The organism is Halorubrum sp. C191 (assembly GCF_002727095.1).
In the GTDB taxonomy this organism is placed as follows: Archaea; Halobacteriota; Halobacteria; order Halobacteriales; family Haloferacaceae; genus Halorubrum; species Halorubrum ezzemoulense.
In genome coordinates this window covers 48,128-72,276 of record NZ_NHNZ01000101.1, presented here as the reverse complement: position 1 = coordinate 72,276, position 24,149 = coordinate 48,128, and the positions used below count along the sequence as shown (strand labels likewise).

At 66.7% G+C, this 24,149-nt stretch carries 19 protein-coding genes and 1 tRNA gene; 16 read left to right on the top strand and 4 right to left on the bottom strand.

Going from position 1 to position 24,149, the window contains the following annotated elements:
• Window positions 1–6 precede the first annotated feature (6 nt).
• The gene (locus tag Z052_RS09970) at window positions 7–1,218 is read right to left on the bottom strand and encodes an iron-containing alcohol dehydrogenase family protein (protein ID WP_094519388.1); all 1,212 of its coding nucleotides are present in this window, start codon (window positions 1,216–1,218) and stop codon (window positions 7–9) included.
• Window positions 1,219–1,345: 127 nt separating this feature from the next.
• Here Z052_RS09970 and gyrB point away from each other — a divergent pair, with 127 nt between their 5' ends.
• The 3 genes from gyrB (at window position 1,346) to Z052_RS09950 (ending at window position 8,081) form a co-directional block, all read left to right on the top strand.
• Window positions 1,346–3,262, top strand: coding sequence for a DNA topoisomerase (ATP-hydrolyzing) subunit B (gene gyrB, locus Z052_RS09965; RefSeq protein ID WP_094519389.1), 1,917 nt, complete (start codon window positions 1,346–1,348; stop codon window positions 3,260–3,262).
• Window positions 3,259–5,754, top strand: a complete 2,496-nt coding sequence (gene gyrA / locus Z052_RS09960; RefSeq protein ID WP_089307612.1) for a DNA gyrase subunit A — start codon at window positions 3,259–3,261, stop codon at window positions 5,752–5,754. The genes gyrB and gyrA overlap by 4 nt, the downstream gene beginning before the upstream one ends.
• 296 nt (window positions 5,755–6,050) lie before the next feature.
• Window positions 6,051–8,081 carry an AMP-binding protein gene (locus Z052_RS09950; protein WP_049929473.1) on the top strand — a complete coding sequence of 677 codons (2,031 nt, stop codon included), beginning with the start codon at window positions 6,051–6,053 and terminating at the stop codon, window positions 8,079–8,081.
• 35 nt (window positions 8,082–8,116) lie between these two features.
• Here Z052_RS09950 and Z052_RS09945 read toward each other — a convergent pair whose 3' ends face one another.
• On the bottom strand, window positions 8,117–8,587 hold the full coding sequence (locus Z052_RS09945; RefSeq protein ID WP_049929476.1) for a redoxin domain-containing protein: 471 nt from the start codon (window positions 8,585–8,587) through the stop codon (window positions 8,117–8,119).
• Window positions 8,588–8,736: 149 nt separating this feature from the next.
• On the opposite strand from Z052_RS09945, the gene Z052_RS09940 reads away from it, so the two are divergent.
• The 3 genes from Z052_RS09940 (at window position 8,737) to Z052_RS09930 (ending at window position 10,209) form a co-directional block, all read left to right on the top strand.
• Entirely contained in the window at window positions 8,737–9,654 is a 918-nt protein-coding gene (locus tag Z052_RS09940; protein WP_094519391.1) for a hypothetical protein, read from the top strand.
• Window positions 9,655–9,808: 154 nt separating this feature from the next.
• Entirely contained in the window at window positions 9,809–10,084 is a 276-nt protein-coding gene (locus tag Z052_RS09935; RefSeq protein WP_049929478.1) for a twin-arginine translocase TatA/TatE family subunit, read from the top strand.
• 52 nt (window positions 10,085–10,136) lie between these two features.
• Window positions 10,137–10,209 (top strand) — tRNA-Arg (locus tag Z052_RS09930).
• A 163-nt stretch (window positions 10,210–10,372) separates the two neighbouring features.
• Here the strand turns inward: Z052_RS09930 and Z052_RS09925 are convergent.
• Entirely contained in the window at window positions 10,373–11,071 is a 699-nt protein-coding gene (locus Z052_RS09925; protein ID WP_049929479.1) for a DUF1405 domain-containing protein, read from the bottom strand.
• A gap of 108 nt (window positions 11,072–11,179) precedes the next feature.
• Between Z052_RS09925 and Z052_RS09920 the strand changes: the two genes are divergently transcribed.
• The 8 genes from Z052_RS09920 to Z052_RS09890 all read left to right on the top strand — a co-directional run bounded on the left by Z052_RS09920 (window position 11,180) and on the right by Z052_RS09890 (window position 20,968).
• Entirely contained in the window at window positions 11,180–14,965 is a 3,786-nt protein-coding gene (locus tag Z052_RS09920; RefSeq protein WP_094519392.1) for a type II/IV secretion system ATPase subunit, read from the top strand.
• Between the two features lie 27 nt (window positions 14,966–14,992).
• Window positions 14,993–17,029, top strand: a complete 2,037-nt coding sequence (locus Z052_RS09915) for a type II secretion system F family protein (protein ID WP_086220380.1) — start codon at window positions 14,993–14,995, stop codon at window positions 17,027–17,029.
• On the top strand, window positions 17,019–17,180 hold the full coding sequence (locus Z052_RS20215; protein ID WP_155120022.1) for a hypothetical protein: 162 nt from the start codon (window positions 17,019–17,021) through the stop codon (window positions 17,178–17,180). The genes Z052_RS09915 and Z052_RS20215 overlap by 11 nt, the downstream gene beginning before the upstream one ends.
• Before the next feature lie 534 nt (window positions 17,181–17,714).
• On the top strand, window positions 17,715–18,194 hold the full coding sequence (locus tag Z052_RS09910) for a hypothetical protein (protein WP_141213559.1): 480 nt from the start codon (window positions 17,715–17,717) through the stop codon (window positions 18,192–18,194).
• 161 nt (window positions 18,195–18,355) lie between these two features.
• A complete protein-coding gene (locus tag Z052_RS09905; protein ID WP_086220379.1) occupies window positions 18,356–18,814 on the top strand; it encodes a hypothetical protein in 459 nt (152 codons plus the stop codon).
• Window positions 18,811–19,734: a hypothetical protein gene (locus Z052_RS09900; RefSeq protein WP_086216498.1), complete on the top strand. Its 924-nt coding sequence runs from the start codon at window positions 18,811–18,813 to the stop codon at window positions 19,732–19,734. The genes Z052_RS09905 and Z052_RS09900 overlap by 4 nt, the downstream gene beginning before the upstream one ends.
• 56 nt (window positions 19,735–19,790) lie before the next feature.
• Window positions 19,791–20,210 carry a hypothetical protein gene (locus Z052_RS09895; protein WP_198943834.1) on the top strand — a complete coding sequence of 140 codons (420 nt, stop codon included), beginning with the start codon at window positions 19,791–19,793 and terminating at the stop codon, window positions 20,208–20,210.
• 2 nt (window positions 20,211–20,212) lie between these two features.
• Entirely contained in the window at window positions 20,213–20,968 is a 756-nt protein-coding gene (locus tag Z052_RS09890) for a hypothetical protein (RefSeq protein ID WP_129452384.1), read from the top strand.
• Between the two features lie 71 nt (window positions 20,969–21,039).
• On the opposite strand, the gene Z052_RS09885 is transcribed toward Z052_RS09890, so the two are convergent.
• A complete protein-coding gene (locus Z052_RS09885) occupies window positions 21,040–22,551 on the bottom strand; it encodes a hypothetical protein (RefSeq protein WP_141213560.1) in 1,512 nt (503 codons plus the stop codon).
• 334 nt (window positions 22,552–22,885) lie between these two features.
• Between Z052_RS09885 and Z052_RS09880 the strand changes: the two genes are divergently transcribed.
• A complete protein-coding gene (locus Z052_RS09880; protein WP_086216495.1) occupies window positions 22,886–23,680 on the top strand; it encodes an alanyl-tRNA editing protein in 795 nt (264 codons plus the stop codon).
• 123 nt (window positions 23,681–23,803) lie between these two features.
• A complete protein-coding gene (locus tag Z052_RS09875) occupies window positions 23,804–24,124 on the top strand; it encodes a transcription factor S (RefSeq protein WP_049929490.1) in 321 nt (106 codons plus the stop codon).
• The last annotated feature ends 25 nt before the right edge of the window (window positions 24,125–24,149 follow it).

Sequence of the window (24,149 nt, the reverse complement as noted above, 5' to 3'; positions counted from 1 at the left end):
CCGGCCTTACCACGCCGCCCGCAACACGCCGAGGATCTCCTCGGGAGTCGCGTCGAGGTCGGCCGGCGCGCGCTCCATCAGCGGGTCCTCGGCGACGAACTCGGCGATCGCCGGGAGGTCGTCCTCGTCGGTCTCGGGGAGATCCCGGAGGCGGCTCGGGACATCGAGCGCGTTCCGGACCTCGGCGACGGCCGCGACGACATCCTCGGCGATCGCTGCGTCGTCGCGGCCGCCGGTCCGGATCCCGAGCCCGGCGGCCAGCGCCCGCCGGCTCGCGTCGACCTCGTCGAAGAGGTACGCCAGCGCGTGCGGCGCGACGACGGCGTGGATCGCGCCCTGCTGAACCTCGTATCGCCGCGCGAACCCGTGGCCGAACGCGTGGATCACGCTGATCTTGGAGTCGAGCTGGACGAGCAGCGACCCCACGACCGCGCGGTCCATCGCGTCCTCGCCGCCCGGTCGGTCGCCGGCCACGCGGGGGAGCGCGTCCGAGAGGAGGCGGAGTCCGTGGACCGCGGCCGCGTCGCTCACCGGGGAGGCGTCGCGGGCGTACGGCGTCTCGATCCCCTTGTCGAACCCGTTCATCGCCGACCCGGCCAGCACCGAGGCCGGCGTCGTCTCGAACAGCGCCGGGTCGGCCACGTCGACGATCGGCCACGCGCCGCTCCCGCTGACGGTCACCGGCTGTCCGGTCGGCGACTCGTCGGCCGAGAGGACCTCCAGCGAGCCGCCTGTCGAGACGTCCGCGCCCGCGAATGTCGTCGGCACGACGACAGCCGGGAGGGCGGGGCCGCTCTCAGGCGCCAGGTCGCCGAGCGCGTCTGCGCCGGCCTCCGCGTCGCCGCGGAGGGCGTCGAGATCCCGGCCGTCGGCCGCGAGCAGCGTCGCCTGTCTCGCGACGTCGAGGCTGGCGCCGCCGCCGACCGCGACGAGGACGTCCGCGTCCGCCTCGGCCCGCGCGTCGAGGAGGTCGTAGGCGGTCTCGACCCGCTTGTCTGGCGTTGTCCCGTCGAAGACGCCGACGAGTCGGTCGCCGAGGCCGTCTCGGACCGGATCCATCAGGGCGTTGTTCGCGCCGGTGTTCGAGCCGCAGACGACGAGCGCGCCGTCGAGGCCGCGATCGCCGAGCCAGGCGCCGAGGTCGGCGACTCGTCCCCGCCCGTACCGGATCTCGCAGCCGCGGTGAACGTGGTCGAAGGAGTCCGCGATCGGTAGCATCGGCGACGGGTACGCGAGGGCGCGGTTTGTAGCTGTGGGAGAGCTAGGCACACGTCGCCGTCGGGGGCTCACACGCGCGCGTGCGCCGGGTTTATAACCCGACAGCGACTAGCGAGTGTAAGTTCCTATGTCAGAGCAGAGCGAATACGGAGCCGGCCAAATTCAGGTCCTCGAAGGCCTGCAGGCCGTCCGTAAGCGACCGGCGATGTACATCGGGTCCACGGACGGTCGGGGGCTCCACCATCTCGTCTACGAGGTCGTCGACAACTCCATCGACGAGGCCCTCGCGGGCTACTGCGAGGAGATCGAGGTACGGATCCACGACGACGGCTCCGTCTCCGTCAGCGACGACGGGCGCGGCATCCCCGTCGACACTCATGAGGAGTACGACCGCCCCGCGCTCGAGGTCATCCTGACGGTCCTCCACGCCGGCGGGAAGTTCGACTCCAAGTCGTACCAGGTCTCCGGCGGGCTCCACGGCGTCGGCGTCAGCGTCGTCAACGCCCTCTCCGAGCGGCTCGAGGTCGAGGTCAAACGTGACGGCGGCGTCTTCCGCCACCGGTTCGCGCGCGGCGAACCCGACGAGGACGGCTTCGAGCGCGTCCGCGACATGAACGCCGGCGAGTCGACCGGGACCGAGATCCGGTTCTGGCCCGACGAGGAGATATTCGAGACGACGGAGTTCCAGACCTCCACGCTCGCGAACCGACTCCGCGAGCTCGCCTTCCTCAACTCCGGTGTCGAGATCCGCCTGGCCGACGACCGCGACGACAGCGAGGAGACGTTCCGCTACGACGGTGGCATCCGCGAGTTCGTCGAGTACCTCAACGAGACGCGCTCGCCGATCCACGAGGAGGTCATCTACTTCGAGGGCGAGACCGACGGCGTCCACGTCGAGGTCGCGATGCAGGCGACCGAGGAGCTCCAGGGCTCCGTCCACGCGTTCGCCAACAACATCAACACCCGCGAGGGCGGCACCCACCTCACCGGCTTCAAGACCGCCCTCACGCGGACCGTCAACGACTACGCCAACGAACAGGGACTCGTCAACGACCTCGACGCCAACCTCAAGGGCGAAGACGTCCGCGAGGGGCTCACGGCGGTCGTCTCGGTGAAACACCCGGACCCGCAGTTCGAGGGGCAGACGAAGACGAAACTCGGCAACAGCGAGGTCCGCGGCGTCGTCGAGTCCGCGACCCACGAGAAGCTCGGTACCTTCTTCGAGGAGAACCCCGACACCGCCGAGAAGGTCGTCCACAAGGCCGCGGAGGCAGCGCGCGCCCGGAAGGCCGCGAAGAAGGCCGAGGAGCTCACCCGCCGCAAGTCGGCGCTGGAGTCGACCGCGCTCCCCGGTAAGCTGGCGGACTGCCAGACCCGCGACCCGACCGAGGCGGAGCTGTTCGTCGTCGAGGGCGACTCCGCGGGCGGCTCGGCCAAGCAGGGCCGGAACCGCGAGAACCAGGCGATCCTCCCGCTGAAGGGGAAAATCCTCAACGTCGAGAAACACCGCCTCGACCGCATCCTAGAGAACGACGAGATCCGCGCGCTGATCACCGCGATCGGCGCGGGCATCGGCGAGGAGTTCGACCTCGACGACGTCCGGTACAACAAGATCATCCTGATGACGGACGCCGACGTCGACGGCGCCCACATCCGGACGCTGCTCCTCACGCTCCTCTATCGGCACATGAAGCCACTTCTGGAGGCCGGCTACGTGTACGCGGCCCAGCCCCCGCTGTACCGCGTCCGGTACCGCGGCGAGACGTACGACGCCATGACCGAGGCGGAGCGCGACCGCATCATCGAGGAGGAGTGCGACGGCAACCCCACGCAGGTCCAGCGGTTCAAGGGGCTCGGCGAGATGAACCCCGACCAGCTGTGGGACACCACGATGGACCCGACGAACCGCCGGCTCAAGCGCATCACCATCGACGACGCGGCCGCCGCGGACCGCATGTTCAACGTGCTGATGGGTGACGCGGTCGAGCCGCGCAAGCAGTTCATCAAGGAGCACGCGACCGAAGCGGAGTGGGTGGACATATGAGCTCGGAGACTCCCGACGCCGACCCCGGCGACGTCCGCGCAGCGCAGGTGACGAACGCCCGCATCGAAGACGAGATGGAGCAGTCGTACATCGACTACGCGATGTCCGTCATCGCGGGTCGCGCGCTCCCCGACGTGCGCGACGGGCTCAAACCCGTCCACCGCCGGATCCTCTTCGCGATGAACGAGGCGGGCGTAACGAGCAACTCCGCGCACCGCAAGTCTTCCTCCGTCGTCGGCGAGACGATGGGCGATTACCACCCGCACGGCGACAGCGCCATCTACGACACCCTCGCCCGGATGGCGCAGGACTTCTCGATGCGCTACCCCTTGGTCGACGGGCAGGGGAACTTCGGCTCCGTCGACGGCGACCCGCCGGCCGCGATGCGGTACACGGAGGCCCGGATGGCCCCCATCGCCGAGGAGCTCATGGCGGACATCGAGCGCGACACCGTCGACTTCCAGGCGAACTACGACGACCGCCTCGAGGAGCCGGAGGTGCTGCCCGCGGCGTTCCCGAACCTGCTCGTCAACGGCTCGTCGGGTATCGCCGTCGGGATGTCGACGAACATCCCGCCCCACAACCTCGGCGAGGTGATCGACGCCACCGTCGAGCTGATAGAGACCCCCGACGCGACCGTCGAGGATCTGATGGAACACGTCAAGGGGCCGGACTTCCCGACCGGCGCGAACATCGTCGGGCGGAACGCGGTCCACAAGGCGTACAAGACGGGGCGCGGACGGATCCGCGTCCGCGCGGAGTTCGAGGTCCACGAGGAGGAGGGACGGATCGTCATCAGCGAGCTCCCCTTCCAGCAGAACAAGTCGCGGCTCGTCGAGCGCATCGCCGAGGACGTCAACGAGGGCGCGATCGAAGGGATCCGCGACCTGCGCGACGAGTCGGACCGCGACGGGATCCGGATCGTCGTCGAGCTCAAGCGCGACGCGATGGCGGAAGTCGTCAAGAACCAGCTGCTGGAGAGCCACCTCGAACGCACGTTCGGCGTCATCAACCTCGCTCTGGTCGACGGCTCGCCGCAGGTGCTGGACCTCAAGCAGACGCTCGAACACTACGTCGACCACCGCCGCGAGGTGGTGCGCCGGCGCTCCGAACACGAGCTCGCCGAGCGCGAGGACCGCGCACACATCCTCGAAGGGCGGCTGAAGGCCCTCGACAACGTCGACAGCGTCGTCGAGACGATCCAGGACTCCGACGACCGCGACGCCGCGAAGGCCGCGCTGGAGTCGGCGTTCGACTTCACCGAGGCGCAGGCGGCCCACATCGTCCGGATGCAGCTTGGCTCGCTCACGTCGATGGAGACGGCGGAGATCGAGTCGGAGTACGAGGAGGTGAAGGCGCGTATCGAGCGGCTGGAGACGATCCTCGCCGACCCCGCCGAGCTCGATCAGGTGATCGTCGACGAGCTTCAGGAGATCAAAGCCGAGTACGACGACGAGCGCCGGACGAGCTTCATCGAGGACGCGGGCGACGTGACCCACGAGGACCTCATCCCGGAGGAGGAGTGCGTCGTCGTGATGAGCGAGGACGACTACATCAAGCGGATGTCGCTCGACACGTTCCGCGCGCAGAACCGCGGCGGCAAGGGGATCATCGGCACGGGGCTCAAAGAGGGCGACCGCGTCTCCTCGGTGTTCGCGGCCAACTCCCACGACTACCTCCTCGTGTTCACGAACCACGGTCAGATCTACGAGCTGAAGACCTACGAGATCCCGGAGATGTCCCGCACGGCGCGCGGGAAGTCCGCGGTCAACCTCCTCGACCTCGACGACGGCGAGGAGATCGAGTCGGTCGTCAACACCGAGGACTTGGACGACGACGAGTACCTCACGATGGTCACCCGCGGCGGCTACATCAAGCGGACCGCGGTCGACGAGTTCGGGAACATCCGCTCGACCGGGATCCGGGCGATCCGGCTGGAGGACGGCGACGAACTCGTCGACGTCGAGGTGACCGACGGCGACACGGACATCGTCATCGGCAGCCGGGACGGGATGGCGATCCGGTTCGAGGAGTCCGAGGCGCGCGCCATGGGTCGGACGGCCCGCGGCGTGATCGGCATCGACCTCCGCGAGGGCGACGCCGTCGCGGGCGTCGCCGCCATCGACGACGAGTACCACAACTGGGTGCTCACCGTCACCGAGAACGGCTACGGGAAGCGCTCCGACCTCGACGAGTACCGCCCGCAGTCGCGGAACGGGAAGGGGCTCGTCGACATCAAGACCGGCGACCGGAACGGCGAGGTCGTCGCCATCGAGGCGGTGACCCACGGCGACCACCTGATCGCCATGAGCGCCGACGGTCAGATCATGCGGACCCGCGTCGAGGAGGTATCGACGGTGAGTCGCAACACGAAGGGCGTCATCGTGATGAACCTCGACCCCGACGACGAGGTCGCCTCCGTCGACATCGTCCCCGAGTCGATCCACGCCGCCGCGGACGGCGACGACGAGGCGGAGACGGACGACGAGTAGGCACCGCGCTCGGCGGCGTCCGTTCGCTTTCCAGGCGCTACCGGTCCTCTGTGCGGGCTTGAACTTCCGTTGCGACGAGCGATGCCCACGGAACGACGCAGCGACCTCGCCGGCGCGACTGCCGGCTGCCTCGGACGGAACAGTGCCGAGCCGAGCCGCCTCGACCTGCCGGTCCGCGACGACGGCGACGCACCGGTGGACGTGGCGGGACCGTCGAGGTCGCGGGCGAGTACGCACACCTCCGGCGAGTCCTTCAGGAAAGTTACTTACTGTCGCCGCGAAAATCACCGAGCGAGATGGACGAGTACGAGGGGATAGACGAGGTCGTACACGAACCGAGCGAGGCGTTCGCCGAGTCGACGAACGTCGCCGCGTTCATGCGCGAGTACGGGATCGACGACTACGAGGAGCTCATCGAGCGCACCACCTCGGAGGTCCCGGGCGAGCCCGCGTCGGGCGTCGACTGGTTCTGGGACGAGATCGTCGACTATCTCGACATCGAGTTCTTCACCGACTACGACGCGGTCCGGGACGACGCCGACGGGCCGCAGTTCTCGGACTGGTACCTCGGCGGCGAGGTCAACGTCGCGCACAACGTCGTCGACCGCCACGCTGCCGTCGACTCGCCGAACCGCAACCGCGTCGCGCTGATCTGGGAGGGCGAGCCCGGAGACGTCCGGGAGATCACGTTCCACGAGCTCCGCCGGCAGAGCGACCGCGTCGCGAACTACCTGACCGAGGCGGGGATCGAGACCGGCGACACCGTCGGGCTGTATATGCCGATGGTGCCCGAGGTCGTCTCGATCCTCTACGGCTGCCTGAAGGTCGGTGCGATCGCCGTGCCGATCTTCTCCGGGTTTGGCCGCGAGGCGACCGCGACGCGGATCGACGACGCGGAGCCGTCTGTCCTGTTCACCGGCGACGGGTTCTACCGCCGGGGCGACGGCGTCCGGCTGAAGGGGACCGCCGACGAGGCCGTCGCCGACGCGGGTCACGTCGAGGACGTGGTCGTGTACGACCGGCTGGGGGCGACGCCCGCGGCCGACTCCGCTGACAGCGGGAGCGACGTCGACCCGGTCCCGTGGAACGACGAGCGCGACCGAACTTGGGACGAGGCGGTCGGCTCGCAGCCGTCGTCGTTCGAGACGAAGCGGCTCCCGAGCGACCAGGAGTCCATGCTGCTGTACTCCTCGGGGACGACGGGCGAGCCGAAGGGGATCGTCCACACCCACGCCGGCGTCCTCACGCAGTGCGCGAAGGAGATCCACTTCGGCTTCGACCAGAAGCCCGCTGACCGGTTCTTCTGGGTCTCCGACATCGGCTGGATGATGGGGCCGTGGACGCTGATCGGCAACCACGCGTTCGGCGGCACGGTGGTGATGTACGAGGGCGCGCCCGACCACCCGGAGCCCGACCGCTTCTGGGAACTGATCGACCGGCACGGGATCACGCAGTTCGGCATCTCGCCGACCGCGATCCGCGCGCTCCGAAAGCACGGGGACGAGTGGGTCGACGAGCACGACCTCTCCTCGCTCCGTATCCTCGGCTCTACCGGCGAACCGTGGGACCCAGAGTCGTGGCGTTGGTTCCACGACGCGGTCGGCGGGGGCGACTGCCCGGTAATCAACATCTCCGGCGGGACGGAGATCTGCGGCTGCTTCCTGATGCCGATGCCGAACCAACCCCTCAAGCCCTGTACCCTCGGCGGGCCGGGACTCGGGATGGACATCGACATCGTCGACGAGTCGGGCGAGTCGGTGCGGGAGTCGGGCGAGCGCGGCTATCTCGTCGCGCGCGACTCCTGCCCGTCGATGACGAAGTCGCTGTGGTCGGGCGACGAGCGCTACCTGAACGAGTACTGGTCGACGTGGCCCGACCTGTGGGACCACGGCGACTTCGCGCAGAAGGACGAGGACGGCTTCTGGTTCCTCCACGGCCGCGCCGACGACGCGCTCAACGTCGCGGGGCGGAAGGTCGGCCCGGCCGAGATCGAGGGCGTCCTCATCGACCACGACGCGGTCAATCAGGCCGCGGCCGTCGGCGTCCCCGACGACACCACCGGGACCGCGGTCGTCGCGTACGTCGTCCTCGAACCGGGCGCCGACCCGAGCGACGACCTCCGCGAGGAGCTCCGGGCGCTGGTCGGCGACGAACACGGCAAGCCGTTCCGGCCGCGCGAACTCCTGTTCGTCGAGGCCTTCCCGAAGACGCAGTCGGGGAAGATCATCCGTCGCGCGATCGAGTCGGTGTACAACGACGAGGACCCGGGCGACCTCTCGTCGATGGAGAACCCCGAGGCGCTCGACTCGCTGCGCGACCCGGCCTGAGCGCGACCCGCCCGACCGCTCGGTTCGCCCTCCGGTCAGGCGGCCGCGTCCGCCACCGCCTCGGCGAGCGCGTCGTAGTCCGGCTCCTGCCCGGCGTTGTCCGCGAGCCAGCGATACGTCACAGTCCCGTCGGCGTCGATCACGAAGACCGCGCGCTGCGCGACGGTCTCCACGCCGTAGTGTGCGAAGTCCTCGACGACGTCGTACGCCTCGACCGCGCGGTGGTCCGGGTCGGCGACGAGCGCGAACGGGAGGTCGTACTGAACGCGGTAGGCGACGAGCGCGTGCGGGAGGTCGGTGCTCACGCCGAACAGCGTACAGTCGTCGCGGTCGAACCCGTCCCGTAGCGCCTCCATCTCGTCGGTACAGGTGTTCGAGAAGGCGGCGGGGAAGAAGGCGAGCACGACCGGCTCGTCGCCGACGTGCTCGGAGAGTTCGAACGGCTCGATGTCGCCGTCCACGACCGATCCGGTGAAGTCTGGGGCGTCGTCGCCGACGTCTGGCATACCGGGTCGTCGTCGGCCGGGCGTATCACCGTTTCGGCGGCGGCACTCGGCCGCCGGCTCGGGTACCGACTCGCGTCGTGTGACGCCGGAGGGCGCCAGATCGGCGAGCCGGGGGGAGAATTAAGTGTACCACCGACGCAGGACAGGTGATGTCCGGCCCTCCACGCCGCCTCTCACGTCGAACGGTGGCACTGCTCACGGCGACCGCATCGCTGACGACGCTGTCGGGCTGTTTCACGGACGACGGCGGAGACGCCCCCCGCACGGAGACGGTGCTCAGGCTCGACGAGGCCTCGCTGGTCGGCGTCTCAAACGAGTTTAGCACCCCAGTCGACTTCGTCGGACACGCGGGACGGACGGCCGTCCGGACCGCGATCGACGGCGGAGAAGGGACCGTCGACGGGTACTACGGGCCCGGCGTCTCGGCACCGTACGTCGTCACCGACGGCCCCGAGTACTACCGGATCGAAACCGAGACGGTCGATTCCGTCGCGGCACCGGGCTACGCGTACACGGTGGAGGTCGACGCCGTCGACTCCTTCCTCCTCGGTCCCCCGTCGAGCGTCCCCTTCGCGGATCTCCCGGACCACGACCGGGACACGGTCCTCGACGCGCTCGGGGACGCGTCGCTCGTCCACGCCCCGCACTACCCGCCGTTCGGGGTCAAGTTCGCGTACGCGTCCGCCGAGCGGCGAGAGCGCTCGCTGTTCGTCCCCGGGAACGACGACCAGCGGGTCGAGTGGGACGGCGAGCTGCTGCGGTTCGCGTTCGACGGGGAGCGGTCGGTCGAGGTGCGGACCGTCGCCGTCCGCGCCGACCGCGTCGCCTCGTCGCAGCGCGACTTCCGCCGGGCCGTCGGCGAGGAGCGCGGCCGATCGATCGACGACCCGACCGCGGACCAACGCGCGGTCCTCGACGCGGCGATCGACTCGGAGCACGCGGAGGCCCCGCCGCACTCCGACGCGTTCGCGGCCGTCATCGACGCGATCGCGACGGAGGAGAGCGTCGCTCCGCTCGTCCGCTACGACGGTGACTGGTACTTCGTACGGCTCGTGCGTCCCGACTGATTCGGTCCTCTCGGGTGCTGACGACAGATCTCAGCCATTCGCTTACCGAGCGGCGGCGCCGTTCGCTCGCGTTCGCTGCGGCCGTGCGCGGCGCCCGCGCCGACCCGATAAGGCAAAAAGACTATAGTCGCCACAGGGCTAGAGCGGAGTAGAGATGATAAGTGCGATTCCACTGATCGGCGGCATTCCGGCGGGCCCGGAGCTCCTCATCATCCTGCTCGTTCTGGTCCTGCTGTTCGGGGCGAACAAGATCCCGAAGCTCGCGCGGTCGACCGGCCAGGCGATGGGCGAGTTCCGGAAGGGGCGCGAACAGGTCGAAGAGGAGCTGAAAGACATGCAAGATGGCGAGCAGGCGGACTCGACGCTCGACGACGAGGACGACGAGTTCGACGACCTCGAGACCGAGACCGACAAAGAAACCAGCGCGTAAGTCGTCCCCGACGCCGACCGATCACCGCGGTCCCGTTTTCTCCTCCCGTCTTGGGCGCGTGGCCTAGCGGACAGGGCGAGAGGTTCCTAACCTCTCGATCGCGGGTTCGAATCCCGTCGCGCCCGTTCCTTCGCCTCGCTCGGCTACGGGCGCGACTGGCTCCACGCTTGCCCACTGCGTTCGCTCGCGTGGATCCCGCCGTGCCCTTTCGTACCGCTTGCGCTCGGATCAGCGTATCCTGTTTGTGATTTAACACCGTGTAGGGGATCTACCGTTTCAGACGATGTACTACGCCGGTCCCTTACCCACCCGACAGAACGAGCGCGCCGCGAGCGTGACGGCACCGACCGCGATTGCGAGCGTCGCGGCGGTGAGGCCCGGGCCGGGCTCGTACAACAGGGGCGGGTGATATCCGAGTCCGTAGTCGACGACGGCGTTCGCGACGCCGAGCCCCAGCGCGGTCGCGAGCGCCCCGCGGGTCGTGCGGCCGAACGCAGGGAACAGGAGCGCGAGCCCGACGAACAACAGGTGCGTCCCGATCACGCCCCAGTAGTAGATCAGCGCGTCGGGCGCGGAGACGTACTGACCGACGGCGAGGTTGAGCGACACCAGCGGCCAGAGCCCGAACTGGACCAGCCAGACGAACGCGACCGTGTGGAGGTACGCGAGTCCGCGAGAGGTGGGCGCGTCCGCGGTGACGCTGCCGCCGCGTCGGACGGTCGGGACGACGCTGGCGAGGACGCCGCCGCCGAGCGCGACCGCGACCGCGGAGTCCGCGTACAGCGGCCAGAGGACGACCGGCACCTCGTCCGCGGTCGGCGCGTAGTACCCGACTCCCACCGCGAACATGAACGCGGTAAACGCGCAGACGACGGCGAGGCTCCGCGGGGTTCCGAGCAGTTCCTCGGCGATCGCCGCCCGGACGCGCCGCCTGACCGCGCGCTGACGCAGTCGGCGGAGTCGCGGGAACCTGTCGGAGCGTGACACGACGGAGGGTCGGCGCGCGGGGGACTAAAATCCGCCCGTCCGCGGTCGATTATCAATCGCGGTGTTTTGCGAGACACCTTTTTCAACGGACCGCGCGTTCCCGGAACTATGAGCGACGAGGATGTCGAACGATCCGCCCTCCAATCCGACACCGGGGGCGGTCGATCGGCGTCCGACGGGTCCGGGTCAGCCGATTCGGACGCGGACCCTGCCGAACCGGAGACGCGAGGCGCTGAGGAGGTATCGACGGACGAGACGGGCGAGGCGGACGAAACAGACGAAACGGACGACCGAGCGTTCGAGAACGTGATTTTCGAGGAGGGGGACGGACCGAACGACTGCTCGCCGGTCGTCACCGACCGGTACACGTGGCGGACGCTACTCGCTGATCGCGGGGACGAGGACGCAGCGGCGCGGGTGTACGCGGACGTGCCGGACGCGCCGGTAGTCCCGGCGGACGCCGTCGCCCTCCACCTGCCGGACGGCGTCGACGGGGTTATCCGAACCGCCGGGGTCGACAAGCCGTTCGCGGCGGACGGCGAGACGGCCGTTCCCGGACACGGCACTCCGGATCGAGGGACGCTCGTCGTCGGTCCCGACGCGGTCGTTCTTAGCGGTGCCACCGTCGTGCCGACCGGCGATCGGCGGGTGACCCCGCCCGCAGCCGCCGCGGGTGAGGACGAGACCGAAGGCGAGAGAGACGGTGCCAACGGCGACGGGAGAGGCGGCGACGGCACCGACGACGCAGAAAGAGAGGGGGTCGATGCCGACGCCGACCCGGACGACGCGACGTTCTCCTTCGAGGACGAACGCGACGGCGTGGAGGCGACATCGAGTCCCGGTGCCGAGACCGCAGCGGCCGCGGAACCGATCCCACGAACCGTCTTCGACCGGTCGGTCGGTCGCGAGGGCGTCTCCGGCGTCGTCGTTGCGCATGGAGCCGATGTCGAGTCGGTCCCGTCCCGCCCGCCGACCCCCGAGGAGTGGGACCGAGTCGCGTTCGATCCGGCGACGCTGCTCGGCTTCGACCCGAGCGAGACGGACTACCGCTTCCGCGCCGCCGCGGCGGTCGGCGACGCCCTCTGGGACCTGTGCGCGGCCCGTTACGACCCCTACTCCGTCCCCGTGTTGAAAGGGTACTACACCTGGGACGACTACCGCGAGGAGTTCTTCCTCGACGAGGACGGGAACCGGCCGACCGAGGAGAACGAGGAGGGAGAGGACGAGCCGCTGTCGTTCACCCACGAGGACAAGACGGAGGCCTTGGGTTTCGACCCAGACCGCACGGAGGAACTACTCGGCGCGGGCGGCGAGGCCGCGGCCGACCTCGCGGACCTCGTCGACGAGCGCACCGTCGACGTCAACCCGGATCTCGACGAGGACGCCTTCTTCTCGACCGACGAGGGTCACACCACCCTGACGAACCGGTACGACCTGGAGAAGGCGGTGCCGATACAGAAGAAGACGCACTTCCGCGAGGAGGAGCGCTACTGGGTGAACAAGCCGTACGCGTTCGTCATCGTCTTCCGGTCGCGGAAGGAGAACGAGGCGAAGTACTACGTCGTCCAGCCGTACCGGACCGAGATCGAGGCGGACCTCACGGAGTTCCTCACCGGCAAGCTCCGGACCTCGATCAAGTACGCCGACGAGTCGATCGCCGGCGGCGACGAGTCGTTCCGCGAGGAGGTGATAGTCGAGGAGGCGCGCACGCTGCTCGACCGCTACGGGCTCTACGAGGACGAAGGCGACGAGCGGGGGATCGCGGACACGCTGGTCGACCGGTTCGGCATCGACCCGACAGAGGGGATCGCCGGGCGGATCGCGGAGTCACTGGGGTACGAGCCCCCGGTCGAGTCGCCGGCGAACCCGCCGGAGATCAGCGCCCGCCCCGAGCCGGCCGTCCTCGCGGAGGACGCCCGGACCCTCTCGGCGCACCAGGTCGAGAAGCTGTTGTACTACCTCAAGCGGGACTTCGTCGGCTACGAGCGCATCGACCCGATCAAGTACGACATCAACGTCGAGGACATCTCCTGTGACGGCTACAACTCCCCCGTCTTCGTCTACCACTCCGAGTACGAGCAGATCATCTCGAACGTCCACCACGGCACCGACGAGCTGGACGACTTCGTGGTGAAGCTCGCCCAGCGGTCAGGAAAGGGGATCTCGAAGCGCCGGCCGCAGGTAGACGCCACCCTCCCGGACGGCTCGCGTGCGCAGCTCACGCTCGGGAGCGAAGTCTCCGACCACGGGACCAACTACACGATCCGCCAGTTCAACGACGTCCCGTTCACCCCGATCGACCTGATCAACTGGAAGACCTTCTCGCTCGACGAGATGGCGTTCCTCTGGCTCTCGATCGAGAACCACAAGAGCCTGATCTTCGCCGGCGGTACCGCCTCCGGGAAGACGACGAGTCTGAACGCCGTCTCCCTCTTTATCCCCTCGAACGCGAAGATCGTCTCCATCGAGGACACTCGCGAGGTAGAGCTCCCCCAGCGCAACTGGATCGCCTCCGTCACCCGTCCCTCCTTCTCCGACGACGACAAGGGCGACATCGACGAGTTCGACCTGCTGGAGGCCGCGCTCCGGCAGCGACCGGACTACATCGTGATGGGCGAGATCCGCGGCGAAGAGGGGCGGACCGCCTTCCAGGTGATGTCCACGGGGCACACCACCTACACGACGTTCCACGCCGACTCCGTGGGCGAGGTGCTCAAGCGGTTCACCACCGACCCGATCAACGTCTCGAAGACAATGTTCACGGCGCTGGACCTGGTCTCCATCCAGACCTCCACCCGCGTTCAGGGCAAGAAGGTGCGCCGGAACAAGTCGATCACCGAGATCAACCACTACGACGCCGAAAACGACGAGATCAACGTCCAAGACGTGTTCCAGTGGCAGGCAGAGACGGACGAGTTCCTCCAGATGGGCGACTCGAACACGCTCGAAGACATCATGTTCGACCGCGGTTGGAGTCGGGCGATGCTAGACGAGGAGCTTCGCAAACGTCGGGTCGTGTTGGCGTACCTCATCGACCGCGGACTCAACAGCTACGCGCAGGTGGCGGCGACGTTTCAGGCGTTCATCAACGACCCGGAGACGGTGCTGGCGCTGATGGCCAACGACGAGCTGGAGCGGTCGCTGGAGGACCTCCGCGAGATGGAGTCGGTGCTCATCAACGTCGACCGCGAGAAGGAGAAGCTGGTCCCCCGTCCGACACCGGACGCGGCCGGCGAGAAGGAGGCCGCGGAGATACTCGGCGCGGCCGAGGACCTGTTCGAGACCTATCGGGGCGACGTGCCGGACTCCGTCGCGGACGCGCTCCTCGAGATGGACCACGCCCGCGACATCGAGGCAGAGTCGACGGGCGACCGCGAGGCGCTCGTCGAGGCGGCCACGGAGGCGACCGCGGCCGACGGAGCGCCGAGCGGCTCGGACTCGGGCCGAAGCGATCCCGTGGAGACGGACCCCGACCCCGCCGCCGACTCCTCGCCGGAGCCGCCTACCGACCCGAGTCACGCCGATTTCGAACGGACTCCAGAAGCGAGCGCCGCTCCCGCCGACGACGGCTCCGGCGCGCCGGGGGACATCGACTTCGGCGAGCCGTTCGATGACGGGGTCGACGTACTCTCGGCCCCGTCGGCGCGGTCCGAGGGGGACGCGTCGGCCGACGTGGGCGAGGGGTTCAGCGCCGCCGACCCCGAAACGGACGAGACCGCCGACGCGGAGGCCGACGGCGGCGCGGTCGGTTCCGGCGGCGAGGCGGACTCCGATGACCGTGAGGCGGAGTCCGACGACGCGGAGAGCGCCTCGGCCGACGACGCCGACGGCGCGGCGACCGACGACATCGACGACTGGGGGTTCGGCGCCGTCGAGCCCGCGGAGGAGGGGTAGCGCCGTGTCCGTCGCGAGGGCCGAGCCGTGAGCCTCGACGTGGACGCGGGCGACGGCGGCGTGGACGCGAACGTGCTCGCAGAGCTGTGTTACCCGATATTCGAGCTGCTGTTCGACGCCGACGGCGACTTCGTCGCGGACGTGGAGCGCAAGCTGGCGGAGGCGCGGATGCCGGACCAGGTCGAGATGTACGTCTCGCTGGCGCTGGCCGTCGGCCTCCTCGTCGGCGGGGCGCTCTGGGCGCTCGGCACGCTGGTCGGCTACGGCGTGTTCTCGCTCGGGCTGATCGATCCGGAGGCGCTCTCGCTCGGGATCCCCGCGCCGACGCCGGGCGTTCAGGCGACGCTGCGCTCGCTCGTCGTGCCGACGGCCGTGCTTCTCAGCGGGCTCGTCTTCGGCTCGATCGGCTTCGCGGTGGGGTTCGGGGGGCTCGTCGCGGTCCCGTACTCGCGGGCCTCCTCGCGGAAGCGCGAGATCAACCTCCTGCTCGCGGACTCGGTGTCGTTCATGTACGCGCTATCGGTCGGCGGGCTCAACCAGCTCGAGATCCTCCGCGCGATGGCGACCGCCGAGGACACCTACGGGGAGGTGTCCCGCGAGTTCCAGAGCATCGTCAACGAGACGGAGTACTTCGGGACCGACTACCGAAACGCGATCCGCCAGCAGTCGCTGGAGACCCCCTCCGACGAGCTCTCGCAGTTCCTCGCCGACATGCTCTCTATCGTCAACTCCGGCGGCGACATGGAGGGCTTCCTGAAGGACAAAAAGGAGAAACACCTCCGCACGTCGAAACAGGAGCGCGAGATGACCTTAGAGACACTGGAGCTGTTCGGCGAGATGTACATGACGCTCTCCCTGTTCCCGCTCCTCCTCATCATCATCCTCGTCATCATGGGGATGATGGGCGAGGCCGACGACCGGCTCCTGTACGTCACGGTGTACCTGCTCATCCCGCTCGTCGGCGTCGGCTTCCTCGTCTTGGTCTCGACGGTGAAACAGGACGACCCGGGCGACGGTTACCTCCAGCCCGACGGCGGGAGCGAGCGGCTCCGGCAGACGAGTCGGGAGGGGCTGCTCCACTTCGGGCTCGTGGAGTCGTTCGTCGGGAGTTTCGGGGTCTTCGACCGCATTCGCGACCGCGAGGGGACCCACAAGACGAGGGAAATCCTCTCGGCGCCGCACATCTTTCTGCGCGAGAACCCCCTGTACACCCTCGCGTTGACCGTGCCGGCGGCGCTCGCATTGGTCGGCGTCGCGGTCGCCGCCGGCTCGGCGCCGACGACGGTCGACGGTTGGATCGCCCGGCCGGTGTGGTCGGCGTTCGTCTGGCTCTACGTGCCCGCCTACGTCGTGATGATCCCGCTCGGGGTATTCTACGAGTGGCACCAGCGCTCGCGGCGGGCGGTGACCGGGAAGCTCTCGGAGACGCTCCGGAAGCTCTCCTCGGCGAACGACACCGGGCAGACGCTGCTCGAATCCGTGCGCACGGTCTCGGACACGTCGACCGGGAAGCTCGCGGAGGAGTTCGAGGTGATCCACGCGAAGGTGAACTACGGTATGAGCCTGCGCGACGCCTTAGTGGAGTTCAACAACTCGTACGCGGTGCCCCGACTCGCCCGGACGGTGAAGCTGATCGCCGAGGCGCAGGAGGCCTCCTCGCAGATCACGGACGTGCTGACGACGGCCGCGCAGGCCTCGGAGAACCAGGACGATATCGAGCGCGAGCGCAAGTCGCGCACCCGGATGCAGGTGGCGATCATCGTGATGACGTACATCACCCTGCTCGGCGTGATGGCCATTCTCCAGACCCAGTTCATCGACGTGATGGGCGATCTGGTCTCCCAGAGCGACGGCGGCGGGAGCGCCGGCGGGGCGGGGTTCGGCGGCGGCGGCGGCGTCGACCCGGACGTGCTCTCGATGCTCTTCTTCCACGCGGTGACGATCCAGGCCATCCTCTCGGGGTTCATCAGCGGCTACATCCGCGACGCGGAGCTCGTCTCCGGCGTCAAGTACGCCGTGGTCCTGATGACGCTGGCGCTGGGGGTGTGGATCTATGTCGGGTGACCGCGCGCAGACGGTCCTCGACTTCGTCGTCGGGATGTCGGAGAACGAAGACGGCGCGGGGGGATCGGCCTCGAAGCGGCCGACCTCCTCAGCCATTTATACCATCTCCTTGGGCGAGTCGATCGTCATGCGGTACGACGCATCGGGATGAATCTGGAGACAACGGAGGAAAGCAAGTACGTAGTCAACGAATTGACCGCCACCATCCTGGGGAGGGGAGGGGGGTAGATTCGCCTCTATCGCCGGGAACTCTTCGAACAACCGACACAACCTCCTCGATAAAGCGGGAAATTTGGGTGGTAAGTGACAAGAGTCTCGCGCTTCAGCCCCTCTGAGTTAGTGCTCTACCTCGCTGCTGTATGGCAATTTAACACGCCTCCCGACGGGGTACCGACATTTACCGATGGGACGGTCACAACGGGAAATGCATCCTCTACTCGGGTCTCCACAAACTTCTCGCAGATGTGAGATCGCCCCGAGGGCGTTGTCTGTAATTTACTAGAATTAATAATTTAAACGCGGTTTTTATATATCGACTCCGTCCGAATACTAGCTAATGTCCTATCTCGTACAGAGCCACTCTCTCCGAGGTCGGTCCTCTGTCCGACCGAAATCGGATGTATAACACCAGCGACCATCCCGCGGAACGCACACACCCTCCGTAACGATCGTAAGGTAACTCGAAGTGACCCCACCTCGCAAATCGAAGCGACTCACGTCGGATCGTCGCGGCCAGACGCTCCAAGACTACGTCATCGGGGTGTCGATATTTCTCCTCACGACTGCGTTCGTCGTGGGATTCATCCCGACTCTCTTCACACCGTTTACGGCGCCTGTTGACGCTTCACAGACCGCACAGGCCGATAGGTACGCCGCCGAAGTCCTCGCGGAGATCACTCAACCAGACTCGAAGAACGTGCTCGACGGCGCTGGCACTGACTCGTTTTTCGCGAACGAGTCTAACTTAGACGGAATACCGACGGCCGAACAGAGTGAGGTGAACGTGACGCTCGTCGACGGAAACGGGACGGTCCAACATACAGTCGGTCCACCGTATCAGGGCGAGTCCACGGCCGCTGCGACACGCGTCGTCGTCCCGGAGTCGGGCTACGTAGGGAACCACACCTGTACGGCCACCTGTCGTATCGAGGTGCGACTATGGTAGCCGGTCCGCCGAAACGGCGACCGCCGTCCGACGCGGATCGCGGGCAAGCGTACACTCTCGAAGGCGTTATTTCCGCAGTCGTGATCCTCACGGCGCTACTGTTAGCGACGACTGCGGTGGTAATTACCCCCACAACGGCCGGAACGATCGATCGCGACACAATGGCACAGTTGGGGACGCAGACGGACGACGTTCTCGCGACCGCTCACGAGCGGGACGCGCTTCGTGAAGCCGCACTGTACTGGGACTCCCAAGACGGACAATCGGGGTGGCCGACCGCGTACCAGCCCGGCGATGACTGCCCCGACACGATAGCGGACGAGCCACTCACGCTGTGCCTTCTCCTCGAAGAGACGTTCACTTCCCGGTTCTATCGGTACAACGTCTATCTGGATTATCAGACGCAGGGGAAGACGACGGAGACGGAGCCGCTGTTCGTCCAAGGAACTCCCGGTCGAAACGCGGTCACCGCGACCCGTTCGATAGCGCTTCACGACGGGATGGAGTTGACACACAGTCCCGGCGGTACCCTCGGGGGGAACGTCTCGAAGTTCTACGCCGAGGACCTCGACGACCCGACCTTGGTAAACGTGGTCGAAGTTCGGGTGATCGTCTGGTGATCCCGAAACTCGACGACCGCGGTCAACTGATGCTCGTGGGGGCGGTCGTGATGGCAGCGAGCCTATTGGCACTCGTCGTCGTGCTGAACTCTACAATCTACACCCAAAACACCAATCCCGGAAATTCTCTCGGGGAGATGAACGAGGTAGAGCGACAGTTGGAAGTCGTTCGAACGGATGTCGACCGCCTCACCGACCGGCTTGAACAACGAGACGGCTACGTCGACATCCACGAGTTGAACGCGACGTTGACCGTTTACAGCGATCGGAAGGCGGAGCAGATCGTCGACCGGCGGCCGGCGTATCTTGATGTGACGTTGAACGAGAGCGCGTCCGAACTCGAAAGGGAGGTTCTTCGGCAGCGCAACCGCTCACGAGCCGTCCTCTCGCGGGCGAACCAAAGCCACTGGACCCTCGTGGAGGACGCGACGTTCAACGAATCCACCCCGTTCGAGCTCGTCATAGAACCGCGGAGCCCGACGCCGACGACGTTCATCGCCAGGGGTGAAGACGGCGGCGATTGGCGCCTCAACGTTAGCCAAGGCCCGTCGAATACCGTCAGCGTCGACGTCACGTACGACAACGGAACCACGGTCAGTGAGTCGGTCTCGGGGAACGCGACTCGGGTGAACGTCACTGGTGGAGCGATCAACGGGACCCAGCGCTTCGCGTTCGCTCCAGGACTGAACGCCCCGTACGACCTTCGCGTTGAAAACGGTCACCGGTCCGACGGTGCGTATCATCTCCTCGTCGACGAGGCCAGCGACGTCGATTCCGGGAACTTCCACACCGACCCGGGTGACGGTCAGCCGTACGTGAGCCGCGAGCTGTCGACTGCCGTCGTCGATGTCGAATACGTGAGCGACAAAGTGTCTGCGGAGTCGCAGATAACGGTTCGGATCGGTGGTGATTCGGAATGAAAGGCATCGGTGTAACAGACCGGCTTCGCGGCGACCGGCGGGGAGTTTCGGTCGCGTTGACACACGTTCTCACGATGGGGATTACCTCCGTGCTGATCGCCGGGCTTATCATCACTGCGGGCGGCGCGGTCGAGACGCAGCGTGAGCGGGCGGTAGAGGGCGAACTCACGACGATCGGAGAACGGATCGGGACCGAACTCACGGCACTGGACCGCGTCGCCGACCCGACGAACTCGACGATGACCGTCGAGACGTCACATCCCGAGCGGGTCGTGAACTCGCGCTACCGAGTGCGACTGACATCGAATTACGGAGACTGTCGGTCGGACGCCTGCCTCGTGCTCGAATCGCGGGCGATCGAAGCCCCGGTCGTGATCCCCGTCCGCGACGACATCGACACCGTCGAGTCGACCGCCTTCGGAGGGGAGATCAGACTCGTTCACAACGGGACCGCGGTCCGCGTGGAGCGTGTGTAGCCATGACTGCGAACGAGCGCGCCGTAAGCGATATGGTCGGATTCGTCCTCTCGTTTTCACTCATCCTACTCGCTGTCAGCGCCGTGTACACCGGCGGATTCGCCGCTATCACCGAACAACAACAGGAGGAACAGATACACAACACCGAGCGCGCGATGTCGGTGCTCGCGGAGAACTTTCACGACATCGAGCGGGGAAACGCCCCGACACGGGCAGGCGAGTTCCGACTCTCGGGAGGCACGCTATCGCTGGACCGTACCGCGAGGTTCACCGTGTCTGTTGGACTCGATAACGGGACGTTCGCGGAGACCGTCCGAACCGGGTCACTCTCGTACACGAAAGACGAGACCGAGATAAGCTACGAGAACGGGGCGGTCCTACGGACGAACGACGGCTACGGATTCGTGTCACGCCCACCGACCGTGACGTGTCGAGACGGGGAGGCGATCATCTCGTTGGTCGAGATCGATCCGCGCGGTAACGTCACATCGACGAGTGTGGACGGATCGGTACTGGTCACGGTCGCGAAGCAGGATTCCGGAATATACTATCCGAGGCGGGAAAACGGGACCGTCGTCAACGAGGCCGACGTGGCCCAAAACGTAACGATCCAGGTCGAGGAGTCACGCCACGAGAAAGCTTGGGAAGGGTGGTTCGCCGAACGCGAGGGATGGAACCAGACGGCGGCGGGCTACACGTGCGAGGCCGATACCGTATTCGTTCGGACGACCAAGGTGACGGTGGGGCTCTTGCCGTAACAGGCCCGTGACGGCAGGGCCCGGTCAAGTCCGAGACGAGCGGTTCGATTTCGATCGGCTGAGCGATTCACTCACTTGTCGGCGGTCTCGATGATGACCTCGTTCGTCGTCAGTCTGATCTCGAACCCGCCGGCGACCTCCTTGCCCTCCTGGTCCTCTATCTCCAAGAGTGCGATCGCGTCGTTGTAATTGGGATCGCCGATATCGTCTTTCGCGCCCTCCCACGTGGCGTCCGGGTCAGTGATCTCGAAGAGGAACACCACTTGGTTGTCCTCTAGCTGTAGGTGTCCCGTCTCGTTGAGCAGTGGGCCGAGAACTTCTTCGGCGTTGCGTTGCCGGTACCTCGTCTCTATCACCGGCATCTCGTCGCCGTTCTTGAGCACTCTGACGTTCTCCGGGTTCTCACCCGCCGACGCGTCCGTGCGGAGGTTCACCGAGCCGAGATCGTCGCAGTTGTAGTGATACCACGTCGTTCCGTCGTACGTGTCCGCCCCAGCGTAGTCGTAATCGGCACACGACCACTGCGTCGCTCGGATCGACACTGTCGCTCCCGCCTCGACTTCGAACTCGTGAGTCCACTCGGAGAGCTGGGTCTCTCGGTCGTTGAGGTTCTGTTCGGCGGTGACGGGGTCACCGGGATCGTACGGTCCGTCGGGCCACGGCCGCATCTGTTCGTCGTCGGTTACGACTCCCATCGTAACCGGGGCCCAGTATTTTCGCATACCGCCCCACCAGATGGGTGTCTGACTGGACACCTCCGTTCCCAGGACCGTCGTCGAGACAGTCGCGTTCTCCGAGACGCTGATTTCGCTTTCATTCCCCCCGACGCCGAAGTCCACGCCTTCGGAGATCGTTACTGTCACCGAGTCGTCGTCGGGATCGGCGTTGTCGAGGTCGTACGTCGAATTCGTCGAGACTTCACTTTCGAGGTATTCGCCCCACACGTCGGCGTAGCGGCTCTCGACGGTAACGGTCATTTGCGACGCGTTCGAACAGTTCGCCATCAGTTGAGAGTACTCGCGAGACCGTTCACGAGAGTATTCGAGGTTCTTGGTTGCCTGGAGCGTCTCCACCTGTCCGCCGGCGCTGCCGTTGATATTCACAGACGGAAACGTCAGCGTTCCGTCCTTGTACTCCATATCGGGGGGTGAGATCATCTCGTTGCCGCTCGGCGTCCCTTTCCAGATCCCACCGCCCTGATAGGTGACGGTCGAGTAACCGTCGCTCTCGTAGTGAAGCGATCCCATCGGAATCACGAACGGGGTACAGCTCGGGCCGCCGTCGAGTTCGATTACCATCTCCGCGTTGTCGGCGACGCGTACCGATTGCCCCTCGCTGGGGTCGAAAGCGAGCGTGTGTTCGAGGTTGTCGCTGAACGCGACCTCACTCAGCCGGGAGTCAATCTCCCGCATCGTCTGTTCCGCGTCTTGCCCCTGAATTTCGCCCCTGAGATCGCCCATCATGGCCGTTCCGAAGTAGAGAGTTACCGACGCTGCTACGACAATCATCCCGATCAACAGGACGAACCCGATGAGGGTCGACTGCCCTCGTTCCCGTCTTCGAGGTGTGGTGGGCGGTGTCATGGGTATTCTCGACGAAGCAGCATCAAGTGCCCCGGCAGGATGTTATGAAAACGTCGTCAATCTGAAATTGATAAGCTTTCGGTCAAAGTATTGCGTATGATAACTACTGGTGTGGATCAGGCCCCAGTACCCTGTGAAGGTCGAACTGGACTCTCCCATTTCAACCCCCCTTTATTTAGCGGCTCACCCCGCTGCTGTCTGGCGATTCAACACGGCCGCTCAGAGACATGAGGGTGCCCAACTCTGCCGCCGCGGGATGGCTTTCCGGCCGGTGCGTTCCGAAGCGGCCACGGCGAGCCGTGGATATATTTCGGCGGCGACCTTTCCTGTATCCGTGACCGAGCGACTCTACCTCGCGGACGACGCGGTGACGACGTTCGAGGCGACCGTCGAGCGCGTCCTCTCGGACCCGGCCCGGATCGTCCTCGACCGGACCCACTTCTACCCGACCGGCGGCGGGCAACCGCATGACACCGGGACGATCCGGGCGACCGACGGCGACGGGGACGCTCCATGGCGCGTCGTCGACACCGAGATGGCGGACACGGTCCACCACGAGGTCGAACCGACCGGAGACGCTGGTAGTTCGGACGAGGCACCCGCGCTCCCGGAGCCGGGAACCGACGTAACCTGCGAGATCGACGCCGACCGCCGCGTGGCGCACTCGCGGTACCACACCGCACAGCACCTGCTGTCGGCGCTGCTGCTCGACGAGTTCGACGCGCAGACGACCGGGAACCAGCTGTACGCCGACCGGGCGCGTCTCGACGCGGCCTACGAGCGGTTCACCGACGACGACCTCGACCGGATCGAGGCGCGGCTCAACGAGCTCGTCGCCGACGCGCGACCGGTGTCGAGCTACACGATGGACCGCGAGACCGCGGAGGCGACGCTCGACACCGACCGGACGCGGATCGACCTCCTCCCCGACTCGATCGAGGAGCTCCGGATCGTCGAGATAGCTGGCGCGGACGAGGGCGACGAGCCGTACGACCGCACCGCCTGCGCGGGGACGCACGTCGCGAACACGTCCGACATCGGCGAGGTCGTCGTCACCGGTCGAGAGACGAAGGGGCCCGAGGAGGAGCGCGTCCGCTTCGCGCTCGCCGAACACGTCGACGTGGAATGACGGGGGAGACGCCGGCGGCCCGGTCGGCGTCCGCCCGCGACTCTTCCCGGCGCTCGCCAACGCCTCCACCCGGCGTCCGTCTGCGATCCCGCCGTTTATATACGATCCGCGGTAGGTTCGGGCATGAAGTTCTGCGACGAGTGCGGATCCATGATGAAATCCGGCGCGGGCGAGGACCACTGGGTGTGCGACTCCTGCGGGTACGAGATCGGGCGCGAGGACGGCGACGACGAGTGGACGACCCAGTCGCAGGTCGAGTCCGAGATCGTCGACGTGAGCGACGCCGAGGACAAGGGGCTCCCGACGACGACCGCGCAGTGTCCCGAGTGCGACAACGATCAGGCGTACTGGTACATGCAGCAGATCCGCGCGGCCGACGAGTCGGAGACCCGGTTCTTCGTCTGTACCGAGTGCGAACACAAGTGGCGCGAAGACGACCACTGACCGGCTCTTCGACCCTCTGACCGCC